The sequence below is a fragment of the Thalassotalea euphylliae genome, from assembly GCF_003390395.1.
Taxonomy (GTDB): Bacteria; Pseudomonadota; Gammaproteobacteria; order Enterobacterales; family Alteromonadaceae; genus Thalassotalea_F; species Thalassotalea_F euphylliae_C.
Genome location: NZ_QUOV01000001.1, coordinates 166,895 through 190,389, shown reverse-complemented (window position 1 = coordinate 190,389; position 23,495 = coordinate 166,895). Strand labels below are relative to the sequence as shown.

The following is a 23,495-nucleotide window of genomic DNA, read 5'->3' as shown; positions in this document are numbered from 1 at the left end:
GTTGTTGCCTAAGTTATTGCTAAGTGTGGTTTTTGCAGGGCAGGTATTTTTATCTGCTCTAGCGCCACCGGCTCTCGCAGAAAGTTTCAGTTTATATTTGACGCGACACGCAGAGAAACAGTCAAACAGTGCCGACCCCTTACTGACAAACTGCGGCCAACAAAGAGCTATGTTACTTGCTGACACACTCAGCAACGTTGAGATTCATGCGGTTTATAGCACCAGCTACCAAAGAACGTTGGCAACTGCCCAACCAACAGCGACGGCTAAACAACTCAGCGTGATTCAATATGCACCCAATGGACTTGAACAATTAGCAAGAGTGCTTAAACAAAAAAAATTGAACGCGCTTGTAGTCGGGCACAGTAATACCATTCCCATGCTGCTGTCACTGCTCACCGGCAAGGCTTTTGACAAAATTCCAGAAGATAATTTTCGCCATCTATATCAGGTCGTCATAACCACTGATCAGAACAACGAGATTACGGATATGGTAGTAACTGATCTGACTCAATCGCTGCGATGTCGCTAGTGAGTGTTGGCTTCTACGCCAAGTTCCAGCACTTTATAGTCGCTAATTTTGAAAAGTTTGCCCCATTGCTGGGTCGTTAGCATATCGGTCATAAATTCTCCCTTCAACGCTAACACCGTACCTTCTATTCGGTATGCTTTAGGCAAGTTCATTGGCAGAAGCTTTTCATTTTGATCGGTAACAATGCCATAAAAGCCGCCTTCAAAATTTAGGTAATGCACTTTACCTGTTTTCCAACCCTGCTGCTGATACTCTTTTGCTGTCATTGTTTGACTTACATCCATGGTTTTATCTGGCATTGGTTTATCTGGCTGAGCAAAACTGGTCATTGGTAAGATGCACAGAGGTAACAAGTACCTGCTTATTGCATTAATCGACGGTAGGAGTCTATGGAAAAGAAAATGGATCATACGTGACTTGCTCCGTAGCACACAATCACCAAACGTAAGCCACTATGCTTGCAAGACAAACTGGCTTCTAGGTGGCAAGTCATAGGCTTGGTTGATCGCCAAATAACGCGACTCAATCACCCCTGCTCTTTGGTCAATTTCTTCAGGCCGCTGTGGCAAACTCGGAGAAATTGATTCTTGCGCCTGAATTGTTGATTGGACAAAGCTATCGAAGTCATCGCGGGCAAAATCACTTTGCTGTGAACTTGCACCTGTATCTGCATCTAGATTTGAAAAGCTTGAGCTGGGCACACTAACCGCTGGCGTTGCCGATACTGCAGAATCAAGGTTAGTGCTCGCGTCATCAGATCCAAGTTCAGCAGTGCGCTCTGAGCCAAAGCTATTGATTGTTGGCCGACCATCACCTGATGGTTGTGGTGATTGCTCCTCACCCTCTTCCACTCTTTGCTGCCTGAGCACTTCAGCCTGCGCTTGAGCAATAATACGAGAAGCTTCTGCCGCAACACGTAAATCTTGCGTCGAAGGGTTCGCAGGAGCAAGCGCAGCGTCATAAACCCTACGCATCTTGGTAATTGTTTCTTGTGGTGAGCCAGCTTCAGATAAATCTACCGAGACCTCACCTTCAACCGCATAACGGCGGCCATCAGGGCCTACTTCAAAGCTATAACTTGGCGCGCCAGTGTATGGGCCACCTACCGCTGCATGCGCTTGCTCATGAGTTCGAACTTCCAAATCGCGGGCACTAAGTTCACGCACCGCTTGTTGTTCGTCGGGCGTTAACTCACGGCTATTCGTATTGGAGTCCTCACCGCTATTCTCATCTTCCGCTTGGGCATTAGCACTTTGCCCTTGTTCTTGTTGACCTTGCTGCTCACCAGATTGATCTTGACCTCGTTGACGCTCATTGATGCTGGCACTTTCTCGCTCTGCTTGCTCTTGAATAGCAGCAAAATCAATACCTTCTTCAACGTTTTGTGCCGGTGTTCTGGCACGCTCACGCTCACTAGCAACGCCTTTCTCTGCAGCACTCTGACTAAGCGCTGGCGCTTGTGTAATAACTTCTCGCTGAACATTGTCACGACGCAGGCTGTCAGTGGGCGGGTTGACCACTGTCGCTAAAGGTAGCTGATTAACTTGCGTCGTAATATTCATCGCGAGGTATATGCTAGGTACTAGGCGGTAACATCAAGTAACGTACCGAGTGTTTCATCGGCCGTTTGAATAACTTCTGCTGAGGCGCGAGCTTGGAATTCAGCAACGCGAAGGTTAACAACCTCTTCGGTAAGGTTAGGCTCAGACTCACCAGCTAAACCAGCTTGTGCTGCTTGGCTTTCAAATTCACTGCGCTCTTGCTCGGTGATTGTTGTCGCATCAACAATATTGGCCGCAGTTTCATTTAAACGTTGATTTGCGTTCGTAAACCCTTGTAAGCCTGCATTAAAGGCTGATTGAACATCCATCACCTACTCCTAAAATCTGTCTTATGAACTAAAACTCACAGTGCTTATCGCAATATAAACAACACTGTGTATAACTACTTAGTCAGACGACTGACATCTTTGTTCAATTATCGAGCAGAACTGCCTAAAAGTCAATCAGGGTAAGGGGTGTGAATAATTTAATAGTGACCCGTATTATCGCTTAACCAAGCGTTCAAATGTTCAACAAACTCCTGAAAATTCGAAATAAATGGTGCATGTGACGCCTTATCAAAAACAACCAAGTCACTATTTGTGGCTAAACTATCAACCAAATTAATCACTTTTTTCGGTACTAAACTATCCATTTTTCCGTACATGCGCAGAAAAGGCATTGTGATTTGAGCCAAGTCTGCTCTTGTGTCCGCACTTGCCAGAATATGCAGGCCTTGCTCTAAAGCTTTTCTATTAGGAAGTGGCTTCGCCATCACCAACTGCTGGATTTGACGAATGTCTTCTTTGATATGACTACTGCCCATTGCCTGAATTTTCAAAAAGCCTGACAAGGTTTTACCAATATCTTTGGCAAGCTGCTGATGAAAAGTTGCTAACAATTCAGGCTTGATGCCGGGCCAATCGTGAGCTTCAACAAAATAAGGAGAAGTCGCAACATGCACTAAACCCAGCACATCGGTTTGTCGAGCTGTTCGAGCAATTTGGGTTGCCACTAAACCGCCTAGTGACCAGCCCAAATAAACAGCAGGCTCGGCAACGGACTGATAAACAAGTTCGGCGAGCTCAGCCAATTGATAATGTGCAGGTAGGCAATCAACATTGTCACCATAGCCCGGTAAATCAATTGATATCACTTTGAAGCGCTCACCGAGCTTAACTGCGAGTGGCTCAAAAACACCACTATTTAGCCCCCACCCATGCAACAAAACAATAGGTGTCCCATGTCCAATACTCGAAAATTTTAAACTTTGTGCCATGCTTGCTTATAAATAATAAGTTAATGACTTAGTTTAACGAAAGCAGTAGCGCCAGCCTAGCTTTGATAACAGCATTCCTGTTTAGGCAAGTATCTAGTTGGCTTTAATGTTTCTGAATTCTAGGATTAACTAACTGTGGCAAGGATTGCCTGTGATAACTGACACTATTGAGAAGCTTGTCGCCAAAGCGACACAATTAGTCCATCTCTTTAATTATTGTGAATTGTGTGAGCAACCAATTTACCAACAAGTGGCTTTATGCGACCACTGTGTTTCATTAATCCCACGTTTTCAGTTAGACAGCCTTAGCGGAGACTTGCTAAATCGACCTGAAATCTACGGGCTTTACAGCAAATGTGCATTTGACCACCTAATCGCGATTTCCCCCTATCAATACCCCATGAGCGACTGGTTAAAACAGTTCAAATACTTAGGCCGTTGGCAGTATCAACGGCTTTGCTGCCGAGTACTGAGCTTTCATTTAAATGAGCTGCTTAAGCTAAGCGACTTTCGCCCGCCAGATATTGTGATGCCTGTCCCCATTCACATTAACCGCTGGCAGCATCGAGGTTTCAATCAAACCTTACCGTTAGCACGAACTGTTGCCAAGGTATTCAAGGTTCAATGCAACGCAGGTTGCTTGGTACGGCAAACTCAAACAGGTTCGCAAGCGCAAGCATCCGGTCAACTGCGGCGTAAGCAGTTGAAAAACAACTTTGCGTTACTCACTGACGAAACAAGTAATGAAACAAGCAACGAAGTAACGGGCAAGCGTGTAAAGCTAGAGGGCATGCACGTTGCGCTGGTTGATGATGTCGTTACCACAGGAGCAACGGTGAGTGAAATTAGCCGCCTATTGAAAGCGGCTAATGTCGCTAAGGTGAGTGTCTACTGTTTAGCGCTTAGCTTATAGACTCAGTACGACTATTTAGACTTAGCCGCGACATCAAATGCCGTTGCGAAAAACAACGTATTTGCCAAAATTTTTGCCGTACCTTGCCAATAGCCTCTGAATGTATAGTTCTCGGTGGTCGCAACCACTCTGCCACGACCGACATTATGGGCAACCAGCGAGGCATTATGTGCTAATCGATTCACCAAATTCTCGTCAGCATAACCGCTAAGTAATGGTGACTGGCCAAATTTAGCCACAGTTGCGAATGGCACTTTCGGCTTATTCATTATTAAACTGCTGTTCTTGAACACAGGTAAATTATTGCTCTTAAAGCCAAACGCTAACGGGTGGCTGGTATCAATTTCTGCGTTAAAAATTGTACCTGCAATGCGTTTGCGAGCCGTTAAACTTTGCTTGTCTTGATAACTTAAATTGTCAGTATCGAATAGCTGATCAAGTTGTTCTTTGGTGGCAAAGCTTGCCTGCAGTAGCTCTTGGTCTGCTAACCACTTGGCAGCACGTTTCTGGGCAAAAACAACGCCCCCTCGATGTAGCCAGTTTGACAGCCTCTTGGTCACGCTTTTTGATAAATCACCATAGTGGCCATCAACCATAACCACATGGCTGTAATCGTCAAAATTAAGCTTGCTCAAACGCTGTTTATCAACAATAGAAACAGGAATTTCAAGTTCTTGATCTAAATAATAGCGAATCTCACCCGCCTCATACTGAGATACCCCGTAACCACCAATCAATAATACTTTGGCAGCCTCAATCAGTTTGAACGATTGGCTACCTAAGTCGATACCATTAATTGTTAATCCTGTATTTAGTGGAAATACGGGTAATGCTAGTGCTTCGCTCTCTGCCTTTAAGATATTAAACCAGTCACCTTGCTGTTGAATGCCAGCAGCAATTAGCAAAGTACCTGGTGCAAATGTTTGCTCTGTTCCAGCATCAAGGTTACTAAAAGACTTGGTAGCGACTTTTACTTGCAGCCCTTTGGCAAGTAGCTTATTTAATAGTTTAGGTGCCAGATAGTCTTGCCATTCTATCGCGTAGGCATAAGCAGCCCCTTCAAGCTCACTTGGCTGTTGCCCCTTTTGCTGCCATGGCTTATTCGCCAGCTTAAGGCCCCAAGTGCGCGCTACTTCACTAACATCAATATTCATGGCTAACGGTAGCGTCCAACCAGAAACATCATAGAAAGTGTTATCAGCAAATTCCGTTTGCTTAGTGAATAAGGCTTGAATTAGTCGATATTGGCGCTGAGCCAAAGGGACAAAATAACTATGCTCGGCACTAAAAACGCGATTATTCAAACGAAAATCTTCGCTTAGTGGGAATACTTCAATTTGATGCTGTGCTAGCTTTGATAAGAACAAACTTAAACGCGTGTTATCGTCACTTTCGGTAAACAAATAGCCCGCATATTTTTCTTTTTTCGCCGCTTTAAGGCCTGACTCGTAGAAAGTTTCTCGATATTCAGCCAGTTCACTTCGTTGCTGCCAAGCACCGCGCAAGGTAGAAAATGAAGTTAACAATTGGTTTTTAATACCATACTCAAAGGTCAACAAGCCGTTTACCGTATCTTGCTGCATACCACGACTTGACGCTTGCTCAAACAAAATACCCACCGCCCCGTTAACATCAGGGTAGGTACTGCCTTTGCCGTAATAAAAATCATCAAAACTTTCTTGGGTGTAATATAAACGCTGCTCTTCATCGAGCGCCTTAGCATGAAACTCCGCTAACTTTTGTGTCAACTCGACATTCTTAGCAGGCGTTAATGGATTCGTTCGCGTTGGAATACCTGGCTGGAAGAAATAGCTACTATTCGCGCCCATTTCATGAAAGTCACCTAAGACATTAGGCTGATATTGGTGATACATCTTCAGACGATTAACACTTTCCACCTGGCTAAGTAGCAACCAGTCACGGTTTAAATCAAACCAATAATGATTGGTGCGTCCCGTCGGCCAACTTTGATTGTGTTCAATATGGTTAGGATCACTATTTGACGCGTGACCACGGAATGTTGCTACCCAGTTAGCAAATCTGTCCATACCGTCGGGGTTCACACTCGGCTCAATAACAATCACCATATCATCAAGCCATTGTTTTACTTCGTCGCTTTGTGATGCAGCCAAGTGGTAAGCAACCAACATCGAAGCATGGGCACCACTGATTTCGTCGCCATGAACACTGTAACCTAACCAAACCACTAGCGGATCGTCATCACCAATCTTATTGTTTTGACGATTGGTTAGAATACTATCTAACTTGGCTAGATTTTCTGGCGAAGAAATTGTCAGTAATACCTGTTTACGTTGCTGATAGGTACGGCCAAATTCGGTGAGCTTGATACGCTCTGATTGCCCAGCAAGTTGTGACATATAATCTAGCAATTGATCATGCCTTAAATGGCGCTCGCCAACGCCAAACCCCAATACTTGCGATGGTTTACTGATTTGTGCAGCGTAATTATCCGTGCTTGGCAAGTAATAACTCAGCTCAGCAGCGTTCGCTGTCAGCGTAAAAAGGCTAAGTAAAAAGCCCGTACTAACAGTCAAACACCTGTTTAAAATTTGTTGAAAAAACATTTATCTATCCCCACATTTATGTGCCTAACGCTATCAAAATCTGGCAAAGGGCACTAGTCGATTTGTCGCATTGTGACGATTAATTTTGTCGACCCCTAGCCTATTGGTAGCTTGCAGAGTAAAATACCCATACCTGACTAATTTACTCAGGTATGACATTTTTAGATTTTAAGTGAGTAACTCATGATCAGCATTTCAGAATCAGCCCAAGCACACTTCGCTAAACTATTATCGCAACAAGCAGAAGGTACCAACATTCGTGTTTTCGTGGTTAACCCAGGCACAGCAAAAGCTGAATGTGGTGTTTCTTACTGCCCAACCGACGCTGTTGAAACAGACGATTTAGAGCTCAAGTTCAATGGTTTCTCAGCTTATGTCGACGCCGAGAGTCAACCGTTTTTAGAAGAAGCTGAAATTGATTTTGTGACGGATCAAATGGGCTCACAATTAACCCTAAAAGCACCAAACGCTAAATTGAGAAAAGTTGCTGACGACGCACCACTATTTGACCGTGTTGACTACTTTATTAAAGCAGAAGTAAATCCTCAGTTAGCTGGCCATGGTGGTGAATGTAACCTGATGGAAATCACTGAAGATGGCTATGCTGTGCTTCAATTTGGTGGTGGTTGTAATGGTTGTAGTCAAATTGACGTCACCGTAAAAGACGGTATTGAAAGTCAGCTGCTTGAAATTATGGGTGGTGAAATTAAAGGTGTTCGTGACGCCACTGAACACCAACGCGGTGAGCATTCTTACTACTAAGACAATTCACTCGCGCACAGGTTTAGCAGCCTAACGTAACCATTTCCCAGAAAGTCGGCTTCGCGCCGACTTTTTTGTTTTGGCTTTCTTCTGTTTTTGCTTGCTATTGCGGCGTTGCAATCGCTTGCGGTAATAACCTGCGATAAAGATGCCAACCCAATGTTGCACCCCGCGCTAACATAAAGCCAGAAAATGCCAACCAAAGCGCATGGTTTAATGATATTTGTAAGAATGAAGGCTGAGAAAATAGACCTTGGAACAACCACCACAAAGGAAAAAATACCGCAAAGGTCGCGACAATCATGCTGTTACGCATAACATCTGCCCGAGTCATCCCGACATAAACCCCATCGTACAAATAGCACCAACAGCCAATCAGAGGTAATAGCACAATCCAACCCAGGTATTTTTCAGCTTCTATCCTAACATCAGTAATACTGGTTATCTGATTTATGAGCCAATCCCCCGCTAAGGCAAAAGCAGTACTGTATGCAAGCACAAACACTAGGGTCCACAAGGTACAACGTTTTAGAATCAATGCCAGCTCATTGTTTGCACCCGCACCTTTAGCCTTACCAATCATAGCTTCGGCGGCATTAGCAATGCCGTCTAAACCAAATGAAATCAGCAGCAAAAAGTTCATTAAAATCGCATTTGCAGCAACAACATTATCGCCTAATCGTGCGCCTTGGAAGGTCATAAAAACAAAACAGACTTCTAAGCACAAAGTGCGAATAAGAATATCGCGATTGAGCTTAAAATAAGCAGCTAACTGACTCACGTTCATGACACCAGTAAGCACTTGTCGACTAAATAGCTGACTGATGCTCGCTTGATAATAGCGATGAAGTATAAAGCCTAATCCCGCCATTAGCCCCGAATACTCGGCAACTAAGGTGGCCGCAGCAACGCCTTGTACTTGCCAGCTAAACACTAGGACAAACAGTAGATCTAGCGATAAGTTGATACTATTGATCAGAATCAGCAACCACATCACAGCTTTTGCTTGATGTTGCCCCAACAGCCAACCCAGCATAACAATGTTGGCAAGTGCAGCGGGTAGTCCCCAAACCCGAATATCCATATATTGTTTGGCATAAAACTGCACTTGTTCGCTGCCGCCGGCTAGCCACAGGCTTAACTGGAAGTAAGGGTTTTGCAGTACAATACACATTAGACCAATTGCGGCTGCAACCAGTAAACCACGCAGCAATACTAAAGTTGCATCATCACTATTTTGTCGGCCTAGTGCCTGTGCAGCCAGACCTGTTGTCGACATTCTTAAAAAGCCACAAAGCCAAGTAATAAAGGTGATGATCATGGCACCAACTGTGCTGCCACCAAGATAATAGGCATGAGGTAAGTGCCCAATAACTGCGGTATCGACCATCCCCAACAAGGGCACTGTGATATTGGACAAAATCATTGGCACAGCAAGTGCGATTATTTTTCGGTCTAAGCTTTTCAAAATAAGATTTTCAAAAATAGATATGTGTAAGCGGGCAGTGGCCAAAGTTTACTTGGTGTTTAGCCCAAAAACACGCTACTTTAATAGCTATCTGCCGATACTTGGCGCATGATTATGATGAACCCAATGAAAAACCTATTCCTCTCACTTATTTTTCAATTTGCAGCCGCTATTGCAGTAGGCACTGCCGTATCGAGCGCACAAGCTGCGGTGATCTTGCAATATCACCACGTTAGTACAGACACGCCACCAAGCACGAGTATTTCACCTCAGCAGTTTGAAAATCACATGCGCTACCTTAAAGACAGAGGCTTCACGGTAGTGCCACTATCAACGATTGTAAATGGCGTTAAAAATCAAGAAGTAGCGTCAGGCAGCCTTGATAAATCAGAAAAGCTAGTCGCAATTACTTTTGATGACGCCTATCTTGATATTCTTACCAACGGTAAACCGATACTGGACGCTTTTAATTATCCATACACGATTTTCGTCAACCCGAGCCTAGTTGAAGCAAAGCAACCTGATTATTTAAATTGGCAACAGTTAAAAATGATGGCCGAACAAGGCGCTATTATTGCCAATCACGGCTGGCAACATCAGTCATTAACAAGAGTACCTGATGGTACTGCCCCTGATATGTGGCTTGCGCAATACGAGCAAGACCTGCGTAGAGCCGAGCAATTGATTAACGACAAGGTTGGGCAAAGCTATCGCTATTTTGCTTACCCTTACGGTGAATACACTCCTGAAATTCAATTGTGGTTAAAAGAGAACAAGTTTGTTGGCTTTAGTCAGCAATCTGGCGCTGTTGGTCCGAATACTGACCTAAGCGCTATCCCGCGTTTCCCTGCATCTCAGCCCTACGATAAACTCACTGGCCTAAGAGATAAGCTCAATGCATTGCCGTTCTCAATTTCATTAAGTGAACAAGACAATCAAACCATTTATCGCCACCAAACATTAAGCTCAGTGACTTTTCATGTTGACGTGGAAGATTTTAAGCCAAGCCAGCTAAACTGTTATGTGTCTGGCCTTGGTAAACAAAAAGTGAATTGGTTAACAGACAGCAGCTTTCAAATCACCTTCAGCGATCACTTACCCGTTGGTCGCGTTCGCTGTAACTGCACAGCCCCTAGCTTGAGCCAGTCAGGTCGCTATTATTGGTATTCTAAGCCGTGGTTTATTCTTAATACCGACGGCTCATGGTACCCATTGTAATCGCCCAGTTCTTTACCTCTTTACCAAGCGGCTTATTTAAGAAGCTGCTAAAGCGACAATGCGTTGAAAGTCTGCGACTAAATCATCTTCATCAACGGTTGGTATTTGCCCCAAGACTTCTTGGGGTTTAAATATCGCTGCTATCTCACCTTGCGGGTTGATCAAGACAATTGACGCGCTGTGGTCAACTAAATAGTTTTTCTGTGAAGTATCATCAGCAATGGCATACATTAGCCCTAAATTGCGCGCAAATGGGAATAACGCGCCATGATCGCCGCGCAGCGCACGAAACTCGTTATTGAAATAGCCAATATATTGAGAAAGCTTATCAACTGTATCGCGATTAGGGTCTACCGAGACAAGCAATACTTGGGTGTTGGGCGTTACGGCTTTTAGCTCATCATAAACAAAATTCAGCTTTTGCAGTGTCGTTGGGCAAACATCGGGGCAAGATGTGTAACCAAAGAACACCCAAGACCACTGACCTGACAATTCCTGTTTGGTAAACGCATCACCAGTGTGGCTAGTTAGCGAAAAGGGCTCTACCGTTCTTGGCTGCTGATAATACAGCGCAGTTTTAGGTAGCTCTGGTTGATTTATCGCTTGGTAGATAAATACGCCACAAACCAGAGAAACAAGGGCAACAATAATATAAAGCAGCTTATTCATAATAATATCTTCAACCAGTAGCTAGCTAAACGAAACTGGCAACAAGTAATGATCTAGTAGCAATATAATAAACAATAACATCAGGTGAATGATAGAAAACTTGAATGTTGCCATCGCGGTATTTTCTTTGGGGTTAAATTTTAACTGCCAAGCGTAAGCAAAGAAGATCAAATTAAGTACTACACTGCCGACTAAATACAGCCAATTACTCATACCAACTAAATAAGGTAATAAGCCCACAACAAACAATAAGACGGTATAAAGTAAGATCTGCGTTTTGGTAAATTCTATGCCATGGGTAACGGGCAACATTGGAATGTTGACCTTGGCATAGTCATCGCGGCGATGAATGGCGAGTGCCCAAAAATGGGGTGGCGTCCATGTAAAAATAATCAACACAAGCAGCAACGCATGACCGTGAATTTCATTGGTCATTGCTGTCCAACCCAATAACGGAGGTATTGCGCCAGCTAAGCCACCTATGGTGATATTTTGAGGCGTCGCACGTTTTAAATACAAGGTATAAATAAAGCCATAACCGACTAATCCCGATAGGGTTAACCAAGCGGTCAGTGGGTTAACCAAGCCATAAAGCATAACAAAACCCGCAAGTGCCAGCATGGCAGCAAAGCCAATAGCATTGCGTTGACTCAATCGGCCATTGACCAGCGGGCGGTTATGCGTTCTTGCCATTTCTTTATCAATACGTTGATCGACAATGTGATTAATCGCAGCCGCCGCTGACGATAAAAAACCAATCCCTAACATTGCGGGGATCAACAATTGCCAAGGCACAACACCCGGTACCGACAAACACATACCAACCAATGCGGTTAGCACCAACAACGCAACTACTCTGGGCTTGGTTATTTCGTAATAGTCACGCCAAGAGGTGCGCTGTGTTACATCAACAACACTGGCCGGAGAATTGATTAAAGCAGCTTTTGCCATGTTCGCCTCCTAGGTTTTTCGTTGTAAGCTGTAAGTTAAAGTGATCAGTGCCATCATCAAACATGCAGCGACAACATTGTGGCTCACTGCGATGCCAAGCGGCAGTGACATCACCACATTACTTACCCCTAATGCCACTTGAATAAACAAGATAAACAAGAGCACAAGTGGCACGGTTTGAAAGAAAGAACTTTGTGCTTTGCGCCTAACCACTAACGCTAACCAGCCAAGATATAAAAAGGTCACAATCGCGCCAATGCGATGCATAACATGGATTGTAATGCGCTCATCATGGTCTAAATGACCGAATTCATAGGTGTCTTTTTCAGGGGGGATCAAGTCAAACGAATTTTCAAAAGTAAGTTGCTCAAGCCAGCCTGTTTGGCAAATCGGTAACTCAGTGCAGTGCAGTGCGGCATAGTTTGATGATGTCCAACCGCCAAGCGCTATTTGCGCAGTCAGCAGTACGACCCCTAAGAGCCCAAATCGAGCATATTTTTTTATCGACCAATCACCACCTGGAATTCGATAATTACTGAGTCGCAAATACAGTAAAAACAGCAAGCATAGTGTTGTAAAACCACCTAATAGATGCGCCATCACCACGACAGGCATCAATTTCATGGTAACCGTCCACATCCCAAGCAAGGCCTGAAAAGTCACTATGGCTAATATCAATAACGGCAGAAATACGGGGGTTCCCTGCTTGCGTCTTTTGACTGAAACAATAGCGATCCACAATATTAAAAGCCCCAACGCGCCCGCGAAGTAACGATGAATCATTTCATTCCATGCTTTTTGTATTTCAACTGGTCGTTCTGGAAACGCCGCTTCTGCTTTTGCTATTTGTTCCTGAGTTTGTGGCACGTCAATTAACCCATAGCAGCCGGGCCAATCAGGACATCCCAACCCAGCATGAGTTAAGCGAGTGTATGCACCTAAACTAACAACCACAAGTGCCAAAAGAATGCTGACAAAAACTAAACGCCTTACTTCGAACATAGTTAACCTATCCTTGAATACTTCAATAGTTTTTTCATATCCGCCACAATCGCTTTACCAAACGCTGGCAAGGCATCTGCGGTTTGCGGCGGTTGATGTGTCATCACAACATTTCCCAAGGGATCAACAATAAACACTTTGCCGCGTTGTAATTCTGGATGAGAAAGCTCAGGCACGTTGAATTTTTGCCAGCGTGATAAATTAATATCAGATTGAGATTTGCCCACACTTTCCGTGTCAGTAGCAGTTGTGATATGGAACGTGGTATCAGTCTCGGTCTGGTTGGCATGCTTGGTATAGTTAAGCAACACTGGCTGCACACGCGGCATTTCTTTACCCAGTGCTAAATACGTATTCGATAAAGCATTCATTGATTGCTGGCAGGCCTTTTCACATGGCGCTGGTGAGTTAAAAACAAGTAGCCAATGTTTATCAGTTTGAATGTCTGTTAGGGAAAGTTGCGAAAGCGAAACCGGCTCAGCTAGCAGTTGTCCTTGATTTGTCACCCCATAATTAAACCATTGTTGTTCCAGTGCCATCTTCGCCAGAATGACGGGTAATAGAAATGCAATACATACCATCACAAAGTGCTTACGCCCATTACCCTTTTTACCCGTTTGAGCCACTTCGCTAGCACCCTCTTTAGCGTTTGTATCGGCTTTAGAATGAATATTGGCTTGAGAATTTGTTTCGGGTTTGTTTTTTACATCAGTCTGCATCTGATACCACCTTCTTATTATTTTTAATCGCAGCCCAAATCATCAAAATCAACCAAGCTGCGGCTAAGCTAAACCACTGAAATGCGTATCCGCGATGTTTCGACGGCGGCATAACAATCGGCTGCCAAGTTTTTTGATAACCAATAACCTCGTTGCTATCTAAATAAATGGCGAATGGTTGCAATTGCACACCTAACGCGTCTGACAGTTTATCTACTTCTATTTGTTGCACTCGCATCGGCATAGCTAACTGATCATATTCTTGCTCAGCCAGCACAATATTGGGCTCGATAACGCGAATATTGCCCGTTATTTGATGGTGGCCTGTTATCGGCTCAACCATAGGTAATTCACTGCGATTACGACTACCGCTAACCCAACCTAAATTAACTAACACTGGTAACTGCTGCTGGTGATAAAAAACCTGATAAACGCGATAGCCCAATTGACCATTTAGCGTTTGGTTATCCAAGAGCAATAAAACTTCGTCATTAAAGACGCCATTTAGCACTACTGGCTGATCGTTAAGCATTTCATTGCGAGTTTCTTCTAAAGCTGGATCACTCAAGCTCTCATCATTTAGTGTGTTAATACTGTTGAGTACCTGATGCAGTGGCTTAGGCTCTACCCCCATCAATTGCTCCATACGCAGTATTCGCTGCTCTTTTTGCTCTGCTCGTTCGCTTTGCCACAGACCCAACTTGATTAATGCCGAAAAAACCAGCAAGGTAACCAGTACCCAAAGTGGTGAAATTTTGGCGCTAACTGCGTTGTTAATGCTCAATGAACCTCACCCTCTTTGACCGTATTTTTCGAAGCCTTTATTTCGGAGCCACTCTCATTCGGAGCTACTATATTTGGAGCCATGATGCTGTTCAAAATACTCATTATTAGTTTACTCGCTTGGATGGTTTACAACTTATTCCGAGCGCTAATGATCATGAACAAACAAGATCCCAATGGCCCACCGATGTCTAAATTTATTGGTCGGCGCGTACTAACATCTGTTGTCATCGTACTGCTGTTATTACTAGGTATTTTAACTGGGGTAATCACGCCCAACCCCCGCCCGATGTGAACCAGGGCAAAGCAAGGGTGAGACAAGGCTCACCGCTCGACCTATGCTTACAAAATATAAACAAAGAAAAACAGCAATACCCACACCACATCAACAAAGTGCCAATACCAACTCGCTGCTTGGAAAGCAAAGTGATTTTTCGGGCTAAAGTGACCTTTCAATATACGCAAGAACACGACAATCAACATGATAGTGCCAAGCGTTACGTGAAGGCCGTGAAAGCCAGTTAACATAAAGAAGGTGTTGCCATAAATACCGCTGTCTAAGTACAACTTCATTTCATCTGAATAGGCGTGCGCATACTCCTCTACTTGCAGGAATAAGAAAATCAAACCTAATAGAATTGTCAGACCCAGCCACACTTTCAGTTGTTTGCGTTTGTCTTGTTCTAATGCGACATGGGCAAAGTGTGCAGTGACCGACGACGTTAGTAGAATCATGGTGTTAATCAGTGGCAAGCCATACCAGCCCATGGCCGTCGTTTCTGTGCCATCTGGCGTTTTAAGTAATGGCCAAGAAGCGGTAAACTCAGGCCATAGCACTTCACCTGTCATGGCATTATTGCCTGCTCCGTCTAACCAAGGCACAGCAAACATGCGCGCATAAAACAATGCACCGAAAAATGCCGCAAAGAACATCACTTCGGAAAAAATAAACCAGCTCATACCTTGTTTAAACGAGTTGTCGAGTTGGTTGCTGTATAAACCCGACATTGACTCGTCAATCACGTTACTAAACCAGCCATAGACCATGTAAATACAGGTAGCAATACCTGCAAGCAAGACCCAGCCGCCCCAACTAGACTCACCACTTGCCAGTGTCGATACATATTGCCCAGCACCTATGGCAATCAAAAATAAGGCGATTGCACCAACGATTGGCCAATGGCTTTGCGCGGGTACGTAATAAGTTTGATATTCTTTTGTTGTCATCGCTATTCCCCGTAATCTTTCCTGTCGTACTCGCCTGCACTTCGCAATTAAGCGGGTGCAGGTACGGCTAACGCTTATGAATCAGCATTTGCTGTCACATCATATAAAGTGTAAGACAAGGTCAATGTTGAAATATCGTCTGGTAATTCGGGATCAACATAAAACTGCAACGCCATTTCGACATCTTCACTTGCTTGTAACGGTTGATGATTGAAGCAAAAGCACTCTATTTTCTGAAAATAAAGTGCCGCTTGACCAGGCGATACCGATGGCACTGCCTGACCAATAATAGGACTGTGTGATTCGTTTTTAGCGTAGAATTTCACTAATTTCATCTCACCGGGATGCACTTGAATCTCGCGCACCATTGGCTCAAATTGCCAAGGTATTCCTTTGGCAAGATGGCTGATAAACTGAACGGTTACCAGTCGGCTCTCGTCAACACCTTTGTCGTTAACCTGTGCCGCAGTATCAGCAGTTTTGCCGTTCAGTCCGGTGATTTCACAAAACACGTCATACAAAGGCACCATGGCAAATCCAAAACCAAACATGGCGAATACAACTAAGACGAGTTTTTTCGCAGTTTTTTGAATATTTTGCTGTGATGCGTTTGTCATGACCGACTCCTGCTAATCTATTTTCGGCGGCTTTTCAAAAGTGTGGTATGGCGCAGGCGAAGGTACTGTCCACTCAAGCCCTTCAGCACCGTCCCAAGGCTTCGCTTCGGCTTTTTCACCACCGCGAATACACTTGATAACCACAGCCAAGAAAATTAACTGCGACAAACCAAACGCAAAGCCGCCAATACTGACCCATTTATTAAAGTCAGCAAATTGCAGCGCGTAATCTGGAATGCGGCGCGGCATACCCGCTAGCCCCAAGAAGTGCATAGGGAAAAACAGTAGGTTTACGGAAATCAGTGAACACCAGAAATGCCATTTACTCAGTGCATCGTTGTACATATTCCCCGTCCATTTCGGCAACCAATAATAAGCTGCTGCAAAAATAGAAAATAGCGAGCCAGTCACCAGCACATAATGGAAGTGGGCGACCACGAAATAGGTGTCGTGGTATTGGAAATCAACCGGTGTCATTGCCAGCATCAGTCCAGAGAATCCGCCAATAGTAAATAAAATGACAAACGCGATAGAGAACAACATGGGGGTTTCGAAAGTCATTGCGCCGCGCCACATGGTGGCTACCCAGTTAAAGACTTTAACCCCTGTTGGCACCGCAATTAGCATCGTACAGTACATAAAGAACAGCTCACCAAAGAGCGGCATGCCTGTTGTGAACATGTGGTGCGCCCAAACAATAAACGATAAGAACGCAATAGAAGCGGTAGCGTATACCATGGAGCTATAGCCAAAGAGCGGCTTGCGAGAAAAAGCTGGAATGGTGGTCGAGACAATACCAAATGCCGGCAAGATCATAATGTAAACTTCAGGGTGACCAAAGAACCAGAAAATATGCTGGAACATTACCGGATCGCCACCACCGGCAGCATCAAAAAAGCTTGTGCCAAAATAGGTGTCAGTTAACACCATAGTGACAACACCCGCGAGCACTGGCATTACCGCAACAAGCAAGTAAGCAGTAATAAAAAAAGTCCAAACAAACAGCGGCATCTTCATGTAAGTCATGCCTGGCGCACGCATATTCATGATGGTAACGACAATATTAATCGCCCCCATGATGGAGGATATCCCCATAATGTGGACGGCAAACACGAAGAATGCCGTGCTGCCATTGCTGTATGTGGTGGATAGCGGTGCGTAGAAGGTCCAACCGAAGTTAGGTGCTCCACCGCCGATAAAGAAAGAAGCCAGTAAAATACTGAAAGCAAATGGTAATATCCAAAAGCTCCAGTTGTTCAAACGTGGCAGTGCCATATCAGGGGCACCTATCATCATCGGAATCATCCAGTTTGCCAAGCCCGTAAAGGCCGGCATGATGGCACCAAACACCATGATCAAACCGTGCACTGTGGTCATTTGGTTAAAAAAGTCTGGCTCTACAATTTGTAAGCCTGGCTGGAATAACTCGGCGCGAATCACCATAGCCATAGCGCCGCCAGTTAAAAACATAATAAATGAGAACCACAAATAGAGTGTACCTATGTCTTTGTGGTTAGTGGTATATAGCCAGCGCTTAATACCTGTCATCTTGTGATCGTGATGGTCGCCGTGGTGGTGATCATCATGAATTACATCAGTTGTCATAATCTTTCCTCCCTAGCTATACGACTATTTAGCACTTACAGCATCAACGTCTGCAGGTTGCACGACATCGCCCGTGTTGTTGCCCCAAGCATTGCGCTCGTAGGTCACCACAGCGGCGATTTCTGTTTTCGTGAGCTGACCGCTAAATGCCTGCATAGCGGGATTTTTCTTACTACCGTTGTACACAATATCGATATGCGCAGTAACATCTCCCAAGATCATTGGGCTGCCAATCAATGACGGGAAAGCTGGTGGTAAGCCAGCACCTGTTGGCTGATGACAAGCAACACAGGCTTTCATGTACACCGCCTCACCCTGCACCATTAATTCATCACGTGTGTAGGTTTTGCTTAAATCTTCAGTTGTGGGTTGTGGGTTTTCTAATTCACTGGTAGCAGCATTTACCACTTGCGACATAGTTTCTGATGCTTGCTCGACAGTTGCCGCAGCGCTTTCGCCGCCAGCTAATGCATTGACGTCACTCGCTTGCACACTCTCTCCTGTATTGTTACCCCAAGCATTACGCTCGTAGGTCACGACAGCGGCAACTTCTTTTAAAGACAGTTGTTTGCCAAAGGCTGGCATAGCGTTTTTACCGTTGAGGATAATCGCAATATGCTGGTCGATTTGATTTGGGTCAGTTGCAACAACACTGCCTTTAAGTGCGGGGAATGCTGGCGGTAAGCCCAAGCCTGTTGGCTGGTGACAAGCGGCGCAGTAGGCGGTATATGTGGTTTCACCGAGCTGCATTAACTCATCCATCGAAACATTGGCATTGAGTGAGGCAGCTTCCGCGGCCTTGGCATCAGCAATCAATTGTTTTTGCTCACTCACCCAAGTGGCATAATCTGCCTCAGATTTAACTTCAACAACGATTGGCATGTAACCATGATCTTTGCCGCAAAGCTCGGCACATTGGCCTCGATAGACACCAGGCTCGTCTACTCTCGTCCACGCTTCATTGATAAAACCAGGGTTAGCATCTTGTTTAACTGCGAAAGCAGGCACCCACCAAGAATGGATAACATCGTCAGAAGTAATTAAGAAGCGGACTTTTTTATTAGTGGGAATAACTAATGGTTTGTCTACTTCCAATAAGTAGTTTTCACCTTTTGTTTGACCACTGCCATCGCGATTGTCAAATTGTTCTCTTGGTGTCGAAAGCACCGAATAGAACTCAATACCTTGGTCAAAATATTTGTAATGCCACTTCCACTGAGAGCCTGTAACTAAAATGGTAATATCTGAATTATCATTATCTTCCATCTCAATCAATGTGCTAGTGGCAGGCACTGCCATCGCGATGAGAATAACAATAGGAATGGCAGTCCAGAGTATTTCTACCTTGGTACTTTCATGGAAAGTTGCAGGCTTAACGCCTTTTGATTTGCGATGGAATACCATCGACCAAAACATTGCGCCGAACACTAAAATACCAATAACGGTGCATATCCACAGTACCAGCATATGAAGGTCATAAACCTCATTGCTAATTGCGGTAACCCCTTTGGTTAAGTTCAGCTCCATCTCCGCCCAAGCTGTGCTGGAAAACAACGTACTACTAAAAATGCTCCCCAAAAACAGCCAACCTAGGTTACGTCTTTTCACTCGACATCTCCTCTACCCTGTTGAATAACAAAGACATCAAAGCCGTCGATAGTAAAACTTTCGACGTGGGCTTACTTTGCAGATCGTGTTGTGATGTATGTTGTAATGTAGTTGTTGTGCGCACATCACTTATTCTTATGTTTTATTCGTTATTATTGCTTGCGCACTTTACAACCTAGAATTACTCAATTTTTAATCAAGATCTAGTGATTTATGATCAATTCTTATTATTTTTTCCTTATTTATCAGTAGAGTATGAACTCTAATAAAAGAACACCGTATCGATTAATTTATGTGCTATCAAGCGCTTGGGAGGGGATACAGTCAACTAGAAAGTTTAGTAGTGATAGGTTTTTTGGACATAAAAAAGCCAACGAAATTCGCTGGCTTAATTAGAAAAATATAGGTCAGATAACTAAACAGAAGACTATCAATATCAATCTATTCGTCTAGCTAATGATAAAAAATAAACCTAGAAAAGAGATGCTTTATCTTACATCCAGTCTGCATTTCGAATAACGCCAACAGCAATACCTTCAACGTTAAAGTGCTGACTGGTTAGATCAACTTCTATTGGTGCGAATTCTTCGTTCTCTGCATGCAGATAAACCACATTACCCTCGCGTTTAAAGCGCTTCACAGTAACATCATCTTCTACCCGCGCGACAATGACTTGGCCATTGTGAACATCAGTTGTTTGATGCACTGCCAATAAATCACCGTCCATAATACCGATGTCTTTCATACTCTCGCCGTTAACACGCAGTAAGTAATCTGCAGCAGGTTGGAATAAATTGCCATCAATTTGATAACGGTCTTCCACATGCTCTTGTGCCAATATTGGCTCACCAGCTGCAACTTGACCAATTAACGGTAAACCAGATTCTTCAACAAATGCATCGGCTAACCGGATACCACGCGAAGTGCCTGGCAGCATTTCAATGTAGCCTTTCTTTGCCAGTGCTTTTAAGTGCTCTTCAGCGGCATTAGCTGATTTAAACCCGAAGAAGTCGGCAATTTCAGCTCGTGTTGGTGGCATGCCAGTATCAGCAATTTTATCTTTGATAAGCTCAAATATTTGAGATTGTCGTGCGGTTAATGGCTTCATAGCGATACAGGTCCTCTCCTGATATCCATACAGCATTACTGTAAGTATATACACACTGTATGGATATGCAAGTCAAAATGGAAGCTACTTGTTATCGAATGTCTCGACTCTTTCAGCAATCAATATAGCCACTAAAATAAAGAACATAGGTATCGCAGGCAGGTGATATTTTGCATTACTTTCGAATACTGAATGTACTGTAAAAAAATATAAAAAAGACAAGCTTAAAGTAGCAGTCAAATGGTCAGACGTTATCAGGCTATACAGTTTTTCTCGACAGAAAAAGATTATCAACCACAATAATAACCAGAATGTGTTAGCCCCTAATTTCAAGCCGTAATAAGGTATCTCGCCTATTGGTTGTTGAGCACTTCGCTTAAGAATCGAATAAATACCAGTACTATCGTCTCCTAAAAACTTGGTCATTTTGATAAATGACAAGTGAAAAAAGTCTACTGGATTATTTTTGATCCATTCTCTTGCTAACTCTTTCCCTCGCTTGTCTTGCTCTAATTCTGACAAATGTGAAATATCAATTGCTCCTTTAGCAATGTAGCCCCCCGTCGCAATTTCATTATTCGCACGATACATATTTGAGCCACCATTGGTCGATATCATCACAAACTGATCAAATACTTGTGTATTTCTATAACTCCAAGGTGCAATTACTGATAGCATTCCAGCAAGCAAGCAGACAAACAAGCCTAACTGGTTCGTAAATTGTAATTTTTTAAACCAGTTTAAAACGACAAAAACAGAGACAAAGAGAATCGTGCCAGGTTGAATCAAAGCGCAAAACCCCAGAACAAGCCCATTAATAAAGTGATATTTGACACCACTTTTCTGAGTGTATAAATAAACAGATAGCAATAATAGCGTCATTAAGAGTAGTTCTTTGTAAGCATCTGGTGCGCCAAAAAGTCCTGTTGGCCAAAACGTAAAAATTGATATGGCGATTATTGCAGCGCGTCGCGAATGATATTTATGCGTCAATTGAAAGATCAAGTAGCTAGCAATTAAGGCAATGAGGCAATTTTGTATAAATATAGTGCTAGTAGATACGGGAATAATGCCAAGGTGAGAAATATATAAAAACAGTGGGTAGCCCGGTGGCCAATATGCGTATGTATTGCCATGTTGATAGCTATTTTCTGATATCAGCTGGTTGGCAAGCGAAACATACGTTGCCGAGTCTGAAACAAAGTTGACAGGGAAGAGAACAAAAACGGCTATTTTTATTACCAATCCCAACGCAACTATTAATAGCGGTGACACTGTGTAATTGAAACTCCAGCGAATTCTTTTCCCAAAATATAAAAATACAGCTAATGTTAATGTCGTTAGCCCTATAGAAACTACATAAGCAATAGCTGGTTGCGTTAAAAATGCCTCTAATATAAGTAAAAAAACACTAAACACAGCCAGAGGCACGATAGCCGTCCAAACCAACCTATGCAGTTGGCAAAATGCTGTGTCTAACATATTAAACTTCCTTCTCTATCGTGTATAACGGTCTAGATTTAGTCTCCATGTATATTTTGGCAATATACTCACCGACCACTCCTAAGCTGAGTAGCTGTACACCGCCAATAAAAAACACTGGAATTACAATAGATGCCCAACCTGGAACCGCGTTGTCGCTAAATAGCTTAACTGCAAGCACCCAAAAAATCATAAAAAACGCGAACAACGAAACAAGAAATCCCAAGCCTGTTATAAACCGCAGTGGCGCGTGGGAGAAAGAGGTCACTCCCTCGGCTGCAAATGCTAGCATTTTTTTTAACGGATATTTTGACTCTCCAGCAAAGCGTTCGTGTCGTTCATATTCAACACTGGTTGAACTAAACCCAAGTTGCGGCACAATTCCACGTAAAAATAAGTTAACTTCTGAGTAACGCTTTAATTCTTCCAGTGCTTTGCGACTTAACAGGCGGTAATCTGCATGATTAAACACTAATTCAACACCCAATTTCGCCAGTAGTTTGTAATAAGCTTCCGCCGTATAGCGTTTAAAAAAAGTATCTGTCTCTCGCTTAGAACGCACCCCATAAACCACTTCATGGCCTTTCACATATTCATCAACCATAGCTTCAATCGCACTGGTATCGTCTTGTAAATCAGCGTCAATGCTAATCAGTATATCTCCTTGAGCATTGTGTAAACCAGCCAGTAGCGCATTTTGGTGCCCTCGGTTCCTCGACAATTTATAACCTTTCACAAAGGAGTTAGAGTGTGCATGAGATTCGATAATTTCCCATGTACGGTCTCGACTACCATCGTCCACAAAAAAAACACAACTAGATGAATTTACTTTGTTTTTTTCAATGAGCAGTTCAATTATAGCTGAAATACGCTGAATTGTTTCGGGTAGCACTTCTTCTTCGTTGTAACACGGAACAACGATTGAAAGACTAGGTATTTCATTTATTGGAGTCATCGACTAATAAATCCTTTTTTAATTTTTGTTAATACACTATCTCTAAATACGACTTATCTGATTAGCTTAATTTAACTTTCTCAACTCTCTTGAATGTCCAAAGCTTATTAGCTCCATAGTTCCAAATAAGAGCAAACAAAGTGGCTGCAACCTGTGCAACTAGATAATAAAAGTTAAGTACTAGACTAAACAACGCAAAAACTGAGGTATTAATTAATAAACCGACTAATGCAACCAATACAAAACGAGGCAATAATTTGGCGTGTGCTTGATCACTGGTAAACGTAAAGTGGTAATTTAACCAGTAGTTCAACAATGTGCTTAAACAGTAAGATAACATCGTGGACGCTAATAATGCCAAAGAAGCGAATTCTACAAACATAATTAGTAGGCAATATTGACAAATTGTTGCCACCCCGCCTACGCCAATGAATTTTAGAAATCTCATTGCAACTTCCGCGTTATCGTTCG

The 23,495-nt window shown here is 43.5% G+C and carries 24 protein-coding genes; 5 read left to right on the top strand and 19 right to left on the bottom strand.

Going from position 1 to position 23,495, the window contains the following annotated elements; all coding sequences use genetic code 11:
- The first annotated feature begins 4 nt into the window (after positions 1-4).
- The gene (locus DXX92_RS00845; RefSeq protein WP_181901663.1) at positions 5-532 is read left to right on the top strand and encodes a phosphoglycerate mutase family protein; all 528 of its coding nucleotides are present in this window, start codon (positions 5-7) and stop codon (positions 530-532) included.
- On the opposite strand, the gene DXX92_RS00840 is transcribed toward DXX92_RS00845, so the two are convergent.
- From DXX92_RS00840 to bioH, 4 genes are all read right to left on the bottom strand, one after another.
- A complete protein-coding gene (locus DXX92_RS00840; protein WP_115998697.1) occupies positions 529-861 on the bottom strand; it encodes a hypothetical protein in 333 nt (110 codons plus the stop codon). The genes DXX92_RS00845 and DXX92_RS00840 overlap by 4 nt on opposite strands.
- A gap of 123 nt (positions 862-984) precedes the next feature.
- Positions 985-2,094 (bottom strand): putative metalloprotease CJM1_0395 family protein, encoded by a 1,110-nt coding sequence (locus DXX92_RS00835; protein ID WP_115998696.1) that lies wholly within the window; start codon positions 2,092-2,094, stop codon positions 985-987.
- Positions 2,095-2,114: 20 nt separating this feature from the next.
- On the bottom strand, positions 2,115-2,402 hold the full coding sequence (locus tag DXX92_RS00830; protein WP_115998695.1) for a hypothetical protein: 288 nt from the start codon (positions 2,400-2,402) through the stop codon (positions 2,115-2,117).
- 158 nt (positions 2,403-2,560) lie between these two features.
- Complete coding sequence (gene bioH / locus DXX92_RS00825; protein ID WP_115998694.1) at positions 2,561-3,352, bottom strand: pimeloyl-ACP methyl ester esterase BioH; 792 nt, start codon at positions 3,350-3,352, stop codon at positions 2,561-2,563.
- Between the two features lie 151 nt (positions 3,353-3,503).
- Here bioH and DXX92_RS00820 point away from each other — a divergent pair, with 151 nt between their 5' ends.
- Positions 3,504-4,265, top strand: coding sequence for a ComF family protein (locus DXX92_RS00820; RefSeq protein ID WP_115998693.1), 762 nt, complete (start codon positions 3,504-3,506; stop codon positions 4,263-4,265).
- A gap of 11 nt (positions 4,266-4,276) precedes the next feature.
- Here the strand turns inward: DXX92_RS00820 and DXX92_RS00815 are convergent, their stop codons facing one another.
- Positions 4,277-6,820, bottom strand: a complete 2,544-nt coding sequence (locus tag DXX92_RS00815; protein ID WP_245961375.1) for a M14 family zinc carboxypeptidase — start codon at positions 6,818-6,820, stop codon at positions 4,277-4,279.
- Positions 6,821-7,033: 213 nt separating this feature from the next.
- On the opposite strand from DXX92_RS00815, the gene nfuA reads away from it, so the two are divergent.
- Entirely contained in the window at positions 7,034-7,612 is a 579-nt protein-coding gene (nfuA, locus tag DXX92_RS00810) for a Fe-S biogenesis protein NfuA (RefSeq protein WP_115998691.1), read from the top strand.
- Between the two features lie 103 nt (positions 7,613-7,715).
- Here nfuA and DXX92_RS00805 read toward each other — a convergent pair whose 3' ends face one another.
- The gene (locus tag DXX92_RS00805) at positions 7,716-9,080 is read right to left on the bottom strand and encodes an MATE family efflux transporter (protein WP_245961374.1); all 1,365 of its coding nucleotides are present in this window, start codon (positions 9,078-9,080) and stop codon (positions 7,716-7,718) included.
- Between the two features lie 114 nt (positions 9,081-9,194).
- Between DXX92_RS00805 and DXX92_RS00800 the strand changes: the two genes are divergently transcribed.
- Complete coding sequence (locus DXX92_RS00800) at positions 9,195-10,298, top strand: polysaccharide deacetylase family protein (RefSeq protein ID WP_245961373.1); 1,104 nt, start codon at positions 9,195-9,197, stop codon at positions 10,296-10,298.
- Between the two features lie 36 nt (positions 10,299-10,334).
- Here the strand turns inward: DXX92_RS00800 and DXX92_RS00795 are convergent, their stop codons facing one another.
- The 5 genes from DXX92_RS00795 to DXX92_RS00775 are packed head-to-tail and all read right to left on the bottom strand — an operon-like array spanning position 10,335 to position 14,423.
- Positions 10,335-10,967: an SCO family protein gene (locus tag DXX92_RS00795; protein WP_115998690.1), complete on the bottom strand. Its 633-nt coding sequence runs from the start codon at positions 10,965-10,967 to the stop codon at positions 10,335-10,337.
- 21 nt (positions 10,968-10,988) lie between these two features.
- Positions 10,989-11,918, bottom strand: a complete 930-nt coding sequence (gene cyoE / locus DXX92_RS00790) for a heme o synthase (RefSeq protein WP_115998689.1) — start codon at positions 11,916-11,918, stop codon at positions 10,989-10,991.
- A gap of 9 nt (positions 11,919-11,927) precedes the next feature.
- Positions 11,928-12,920, bottom strand: coding sequence for a COX15/CtaA family protein (locus tag DXX92_RS00785; protein WP_115998688.1), 993 nt, complete (start codon positions 12,918-12,920; stop codon positions 11,928-11,930).
- A 2-nt stretch (positions 12,921-12,922) separates the two neighbouring features.
- Positions 12,923-13,639, bottom strand: coding sequence for a hypothetical protein (locus DXX92_RS00780; RefSeq protein WP_115998687.1), 717 nt, complete (start codon positions 13,637-13,639; stop codon positions 12,923-12,925).
- Complete coding sequence (locus DXX92_RS00775; protein WP_115998686.1) at positions 13,629-14,423, bottom strand: SURF1 family protein; 795 nt, start codon at positions 14,421-14,423, stop codon at positions 13,629-13,631. The genes DXX92_RS00780 and DXX92_RS00775 overlap by 11 nt, the downstream gene beginning before the upstream one ends.
- Positions 14,424-14,507: 84 nt before the next feature.
- Between DXX92_RS00775 and DXX92_RS00770 the strand changes: the two genes are divergently transcribed.
- Complete coding sequence (locus DXX92_RS00770) at positions 14,508-14,717, top strand: DUF2909 domain-containing protein (RefSeq protein ID WP_116002244.1); 210 nt, start codon at positions 14,508-14,510, stop codon at positions 14,715-14,717.
- A 47-nt stretch (positions 14,718-14,764) separates the two neighbouring features.
- Here the strand turns inward: DXX92_RS00770 and DXX92_RS00765 are convergent, their stop codons facing one another.
- From DXX92_RS00765 to DXX92_RS19395, 8 genes are all read right to left on the bottom strand, one after another.
- Positions 14,765-15,649, bottom strand: coding sequence for a cytochrome c oxidase subunit 3 (locus DXX92_RS00765; protein WP_115998685.1), 885 nt, complete (start codon positions 15,647-15,649; stop codon positions 14,765-14,767).
- A gap of 74 nt (positions 15,650-15,723) precedes the next feature.
- Positions 15,724-16,266 (bottom strand): cytochrome c oxidase assembly protein, encoded by a 543-nt coding sequence (locus tag DXX92_RS00760; RefSeq protein ID WP_115998684.1) that lies wholly within the window; start codon positions 16,264-16,266, stop codon positions 15,724-15,726.
- A 12-nt stretch (positions 16,267-16,278) separates the two neighbouring features.
- A complete protein-coding gene (ctaD, locus tag DXX92_RS00755) occupies positions 16,279-17,871 on the bottom strand; it encodes a cytochrome c oxidase subunit I (RefSeq protein ID WP_115998683.1) in 1,593 nt (530 codons plus the stop codon).
- Between the two features lie 24 nt (positions 17,872-17,895).
- Complete coding sequence (coxB, locus tag DXX92_RS00750) at positions 17,896-19,398, bottom strand: cytochrome c oxidase subunit II (RefSeq protein WP_115998682.1); 1,503 nt, start codon at positions 19,396-19,398, stop codon at positions 17,896-17,898.
- 574 nt (positions 19,399-19,972) lie between these two features.
- Positions 19,973-20,587, bottom strand: coding sequence for a transcriptional repressor LexA (gene lexA / locus DXX92_RS00745; RefSeq protein WP_115998681.1), 615 nt, complete (start codon positions 20,585-20,587; stop codon positions 19,973-19,975).
- Positions 20,588-20,671: 84 nt separating this feature from the next.
- Complete coding sequence (locus tag DXX92_RS00740; RefSeq protein ID WP_115998680.1) at positions 20,672-22,069, bottom strand: hypothetical protein; 1,398 nt, start codon at positions 22,067-22,069, stop codon at positions 20,672-20,674.
- Between the two features lies 1 nt (position 22,070).
- Positions 22,071-23,024 carry a glycosyltransferase family 2 protein gene (locus DXX92_RS00735; RefSeq protein WP_115998679.1) on the bottom strand — a complete coding sequence of 318 codons (954 nt, stop codon included), beginning with the start codon at positions 23,022-23,024 and terminating at the stop codon, positions 22,071-22,073.
- A 61-nt stretch (positions 23,025-23,085) separates the two neighbouring features.
- Entirely contained in the window at positions 23,086-23,472 is a 387-nt protein-coding gene (locus DXX92_RS19395) for a GtrA family protein (protein ID WP_147301909.1), read from the bottom strand.
- Between the last annotated feature and the right edge of the window lie 23 nt (positions 23,473-23,495).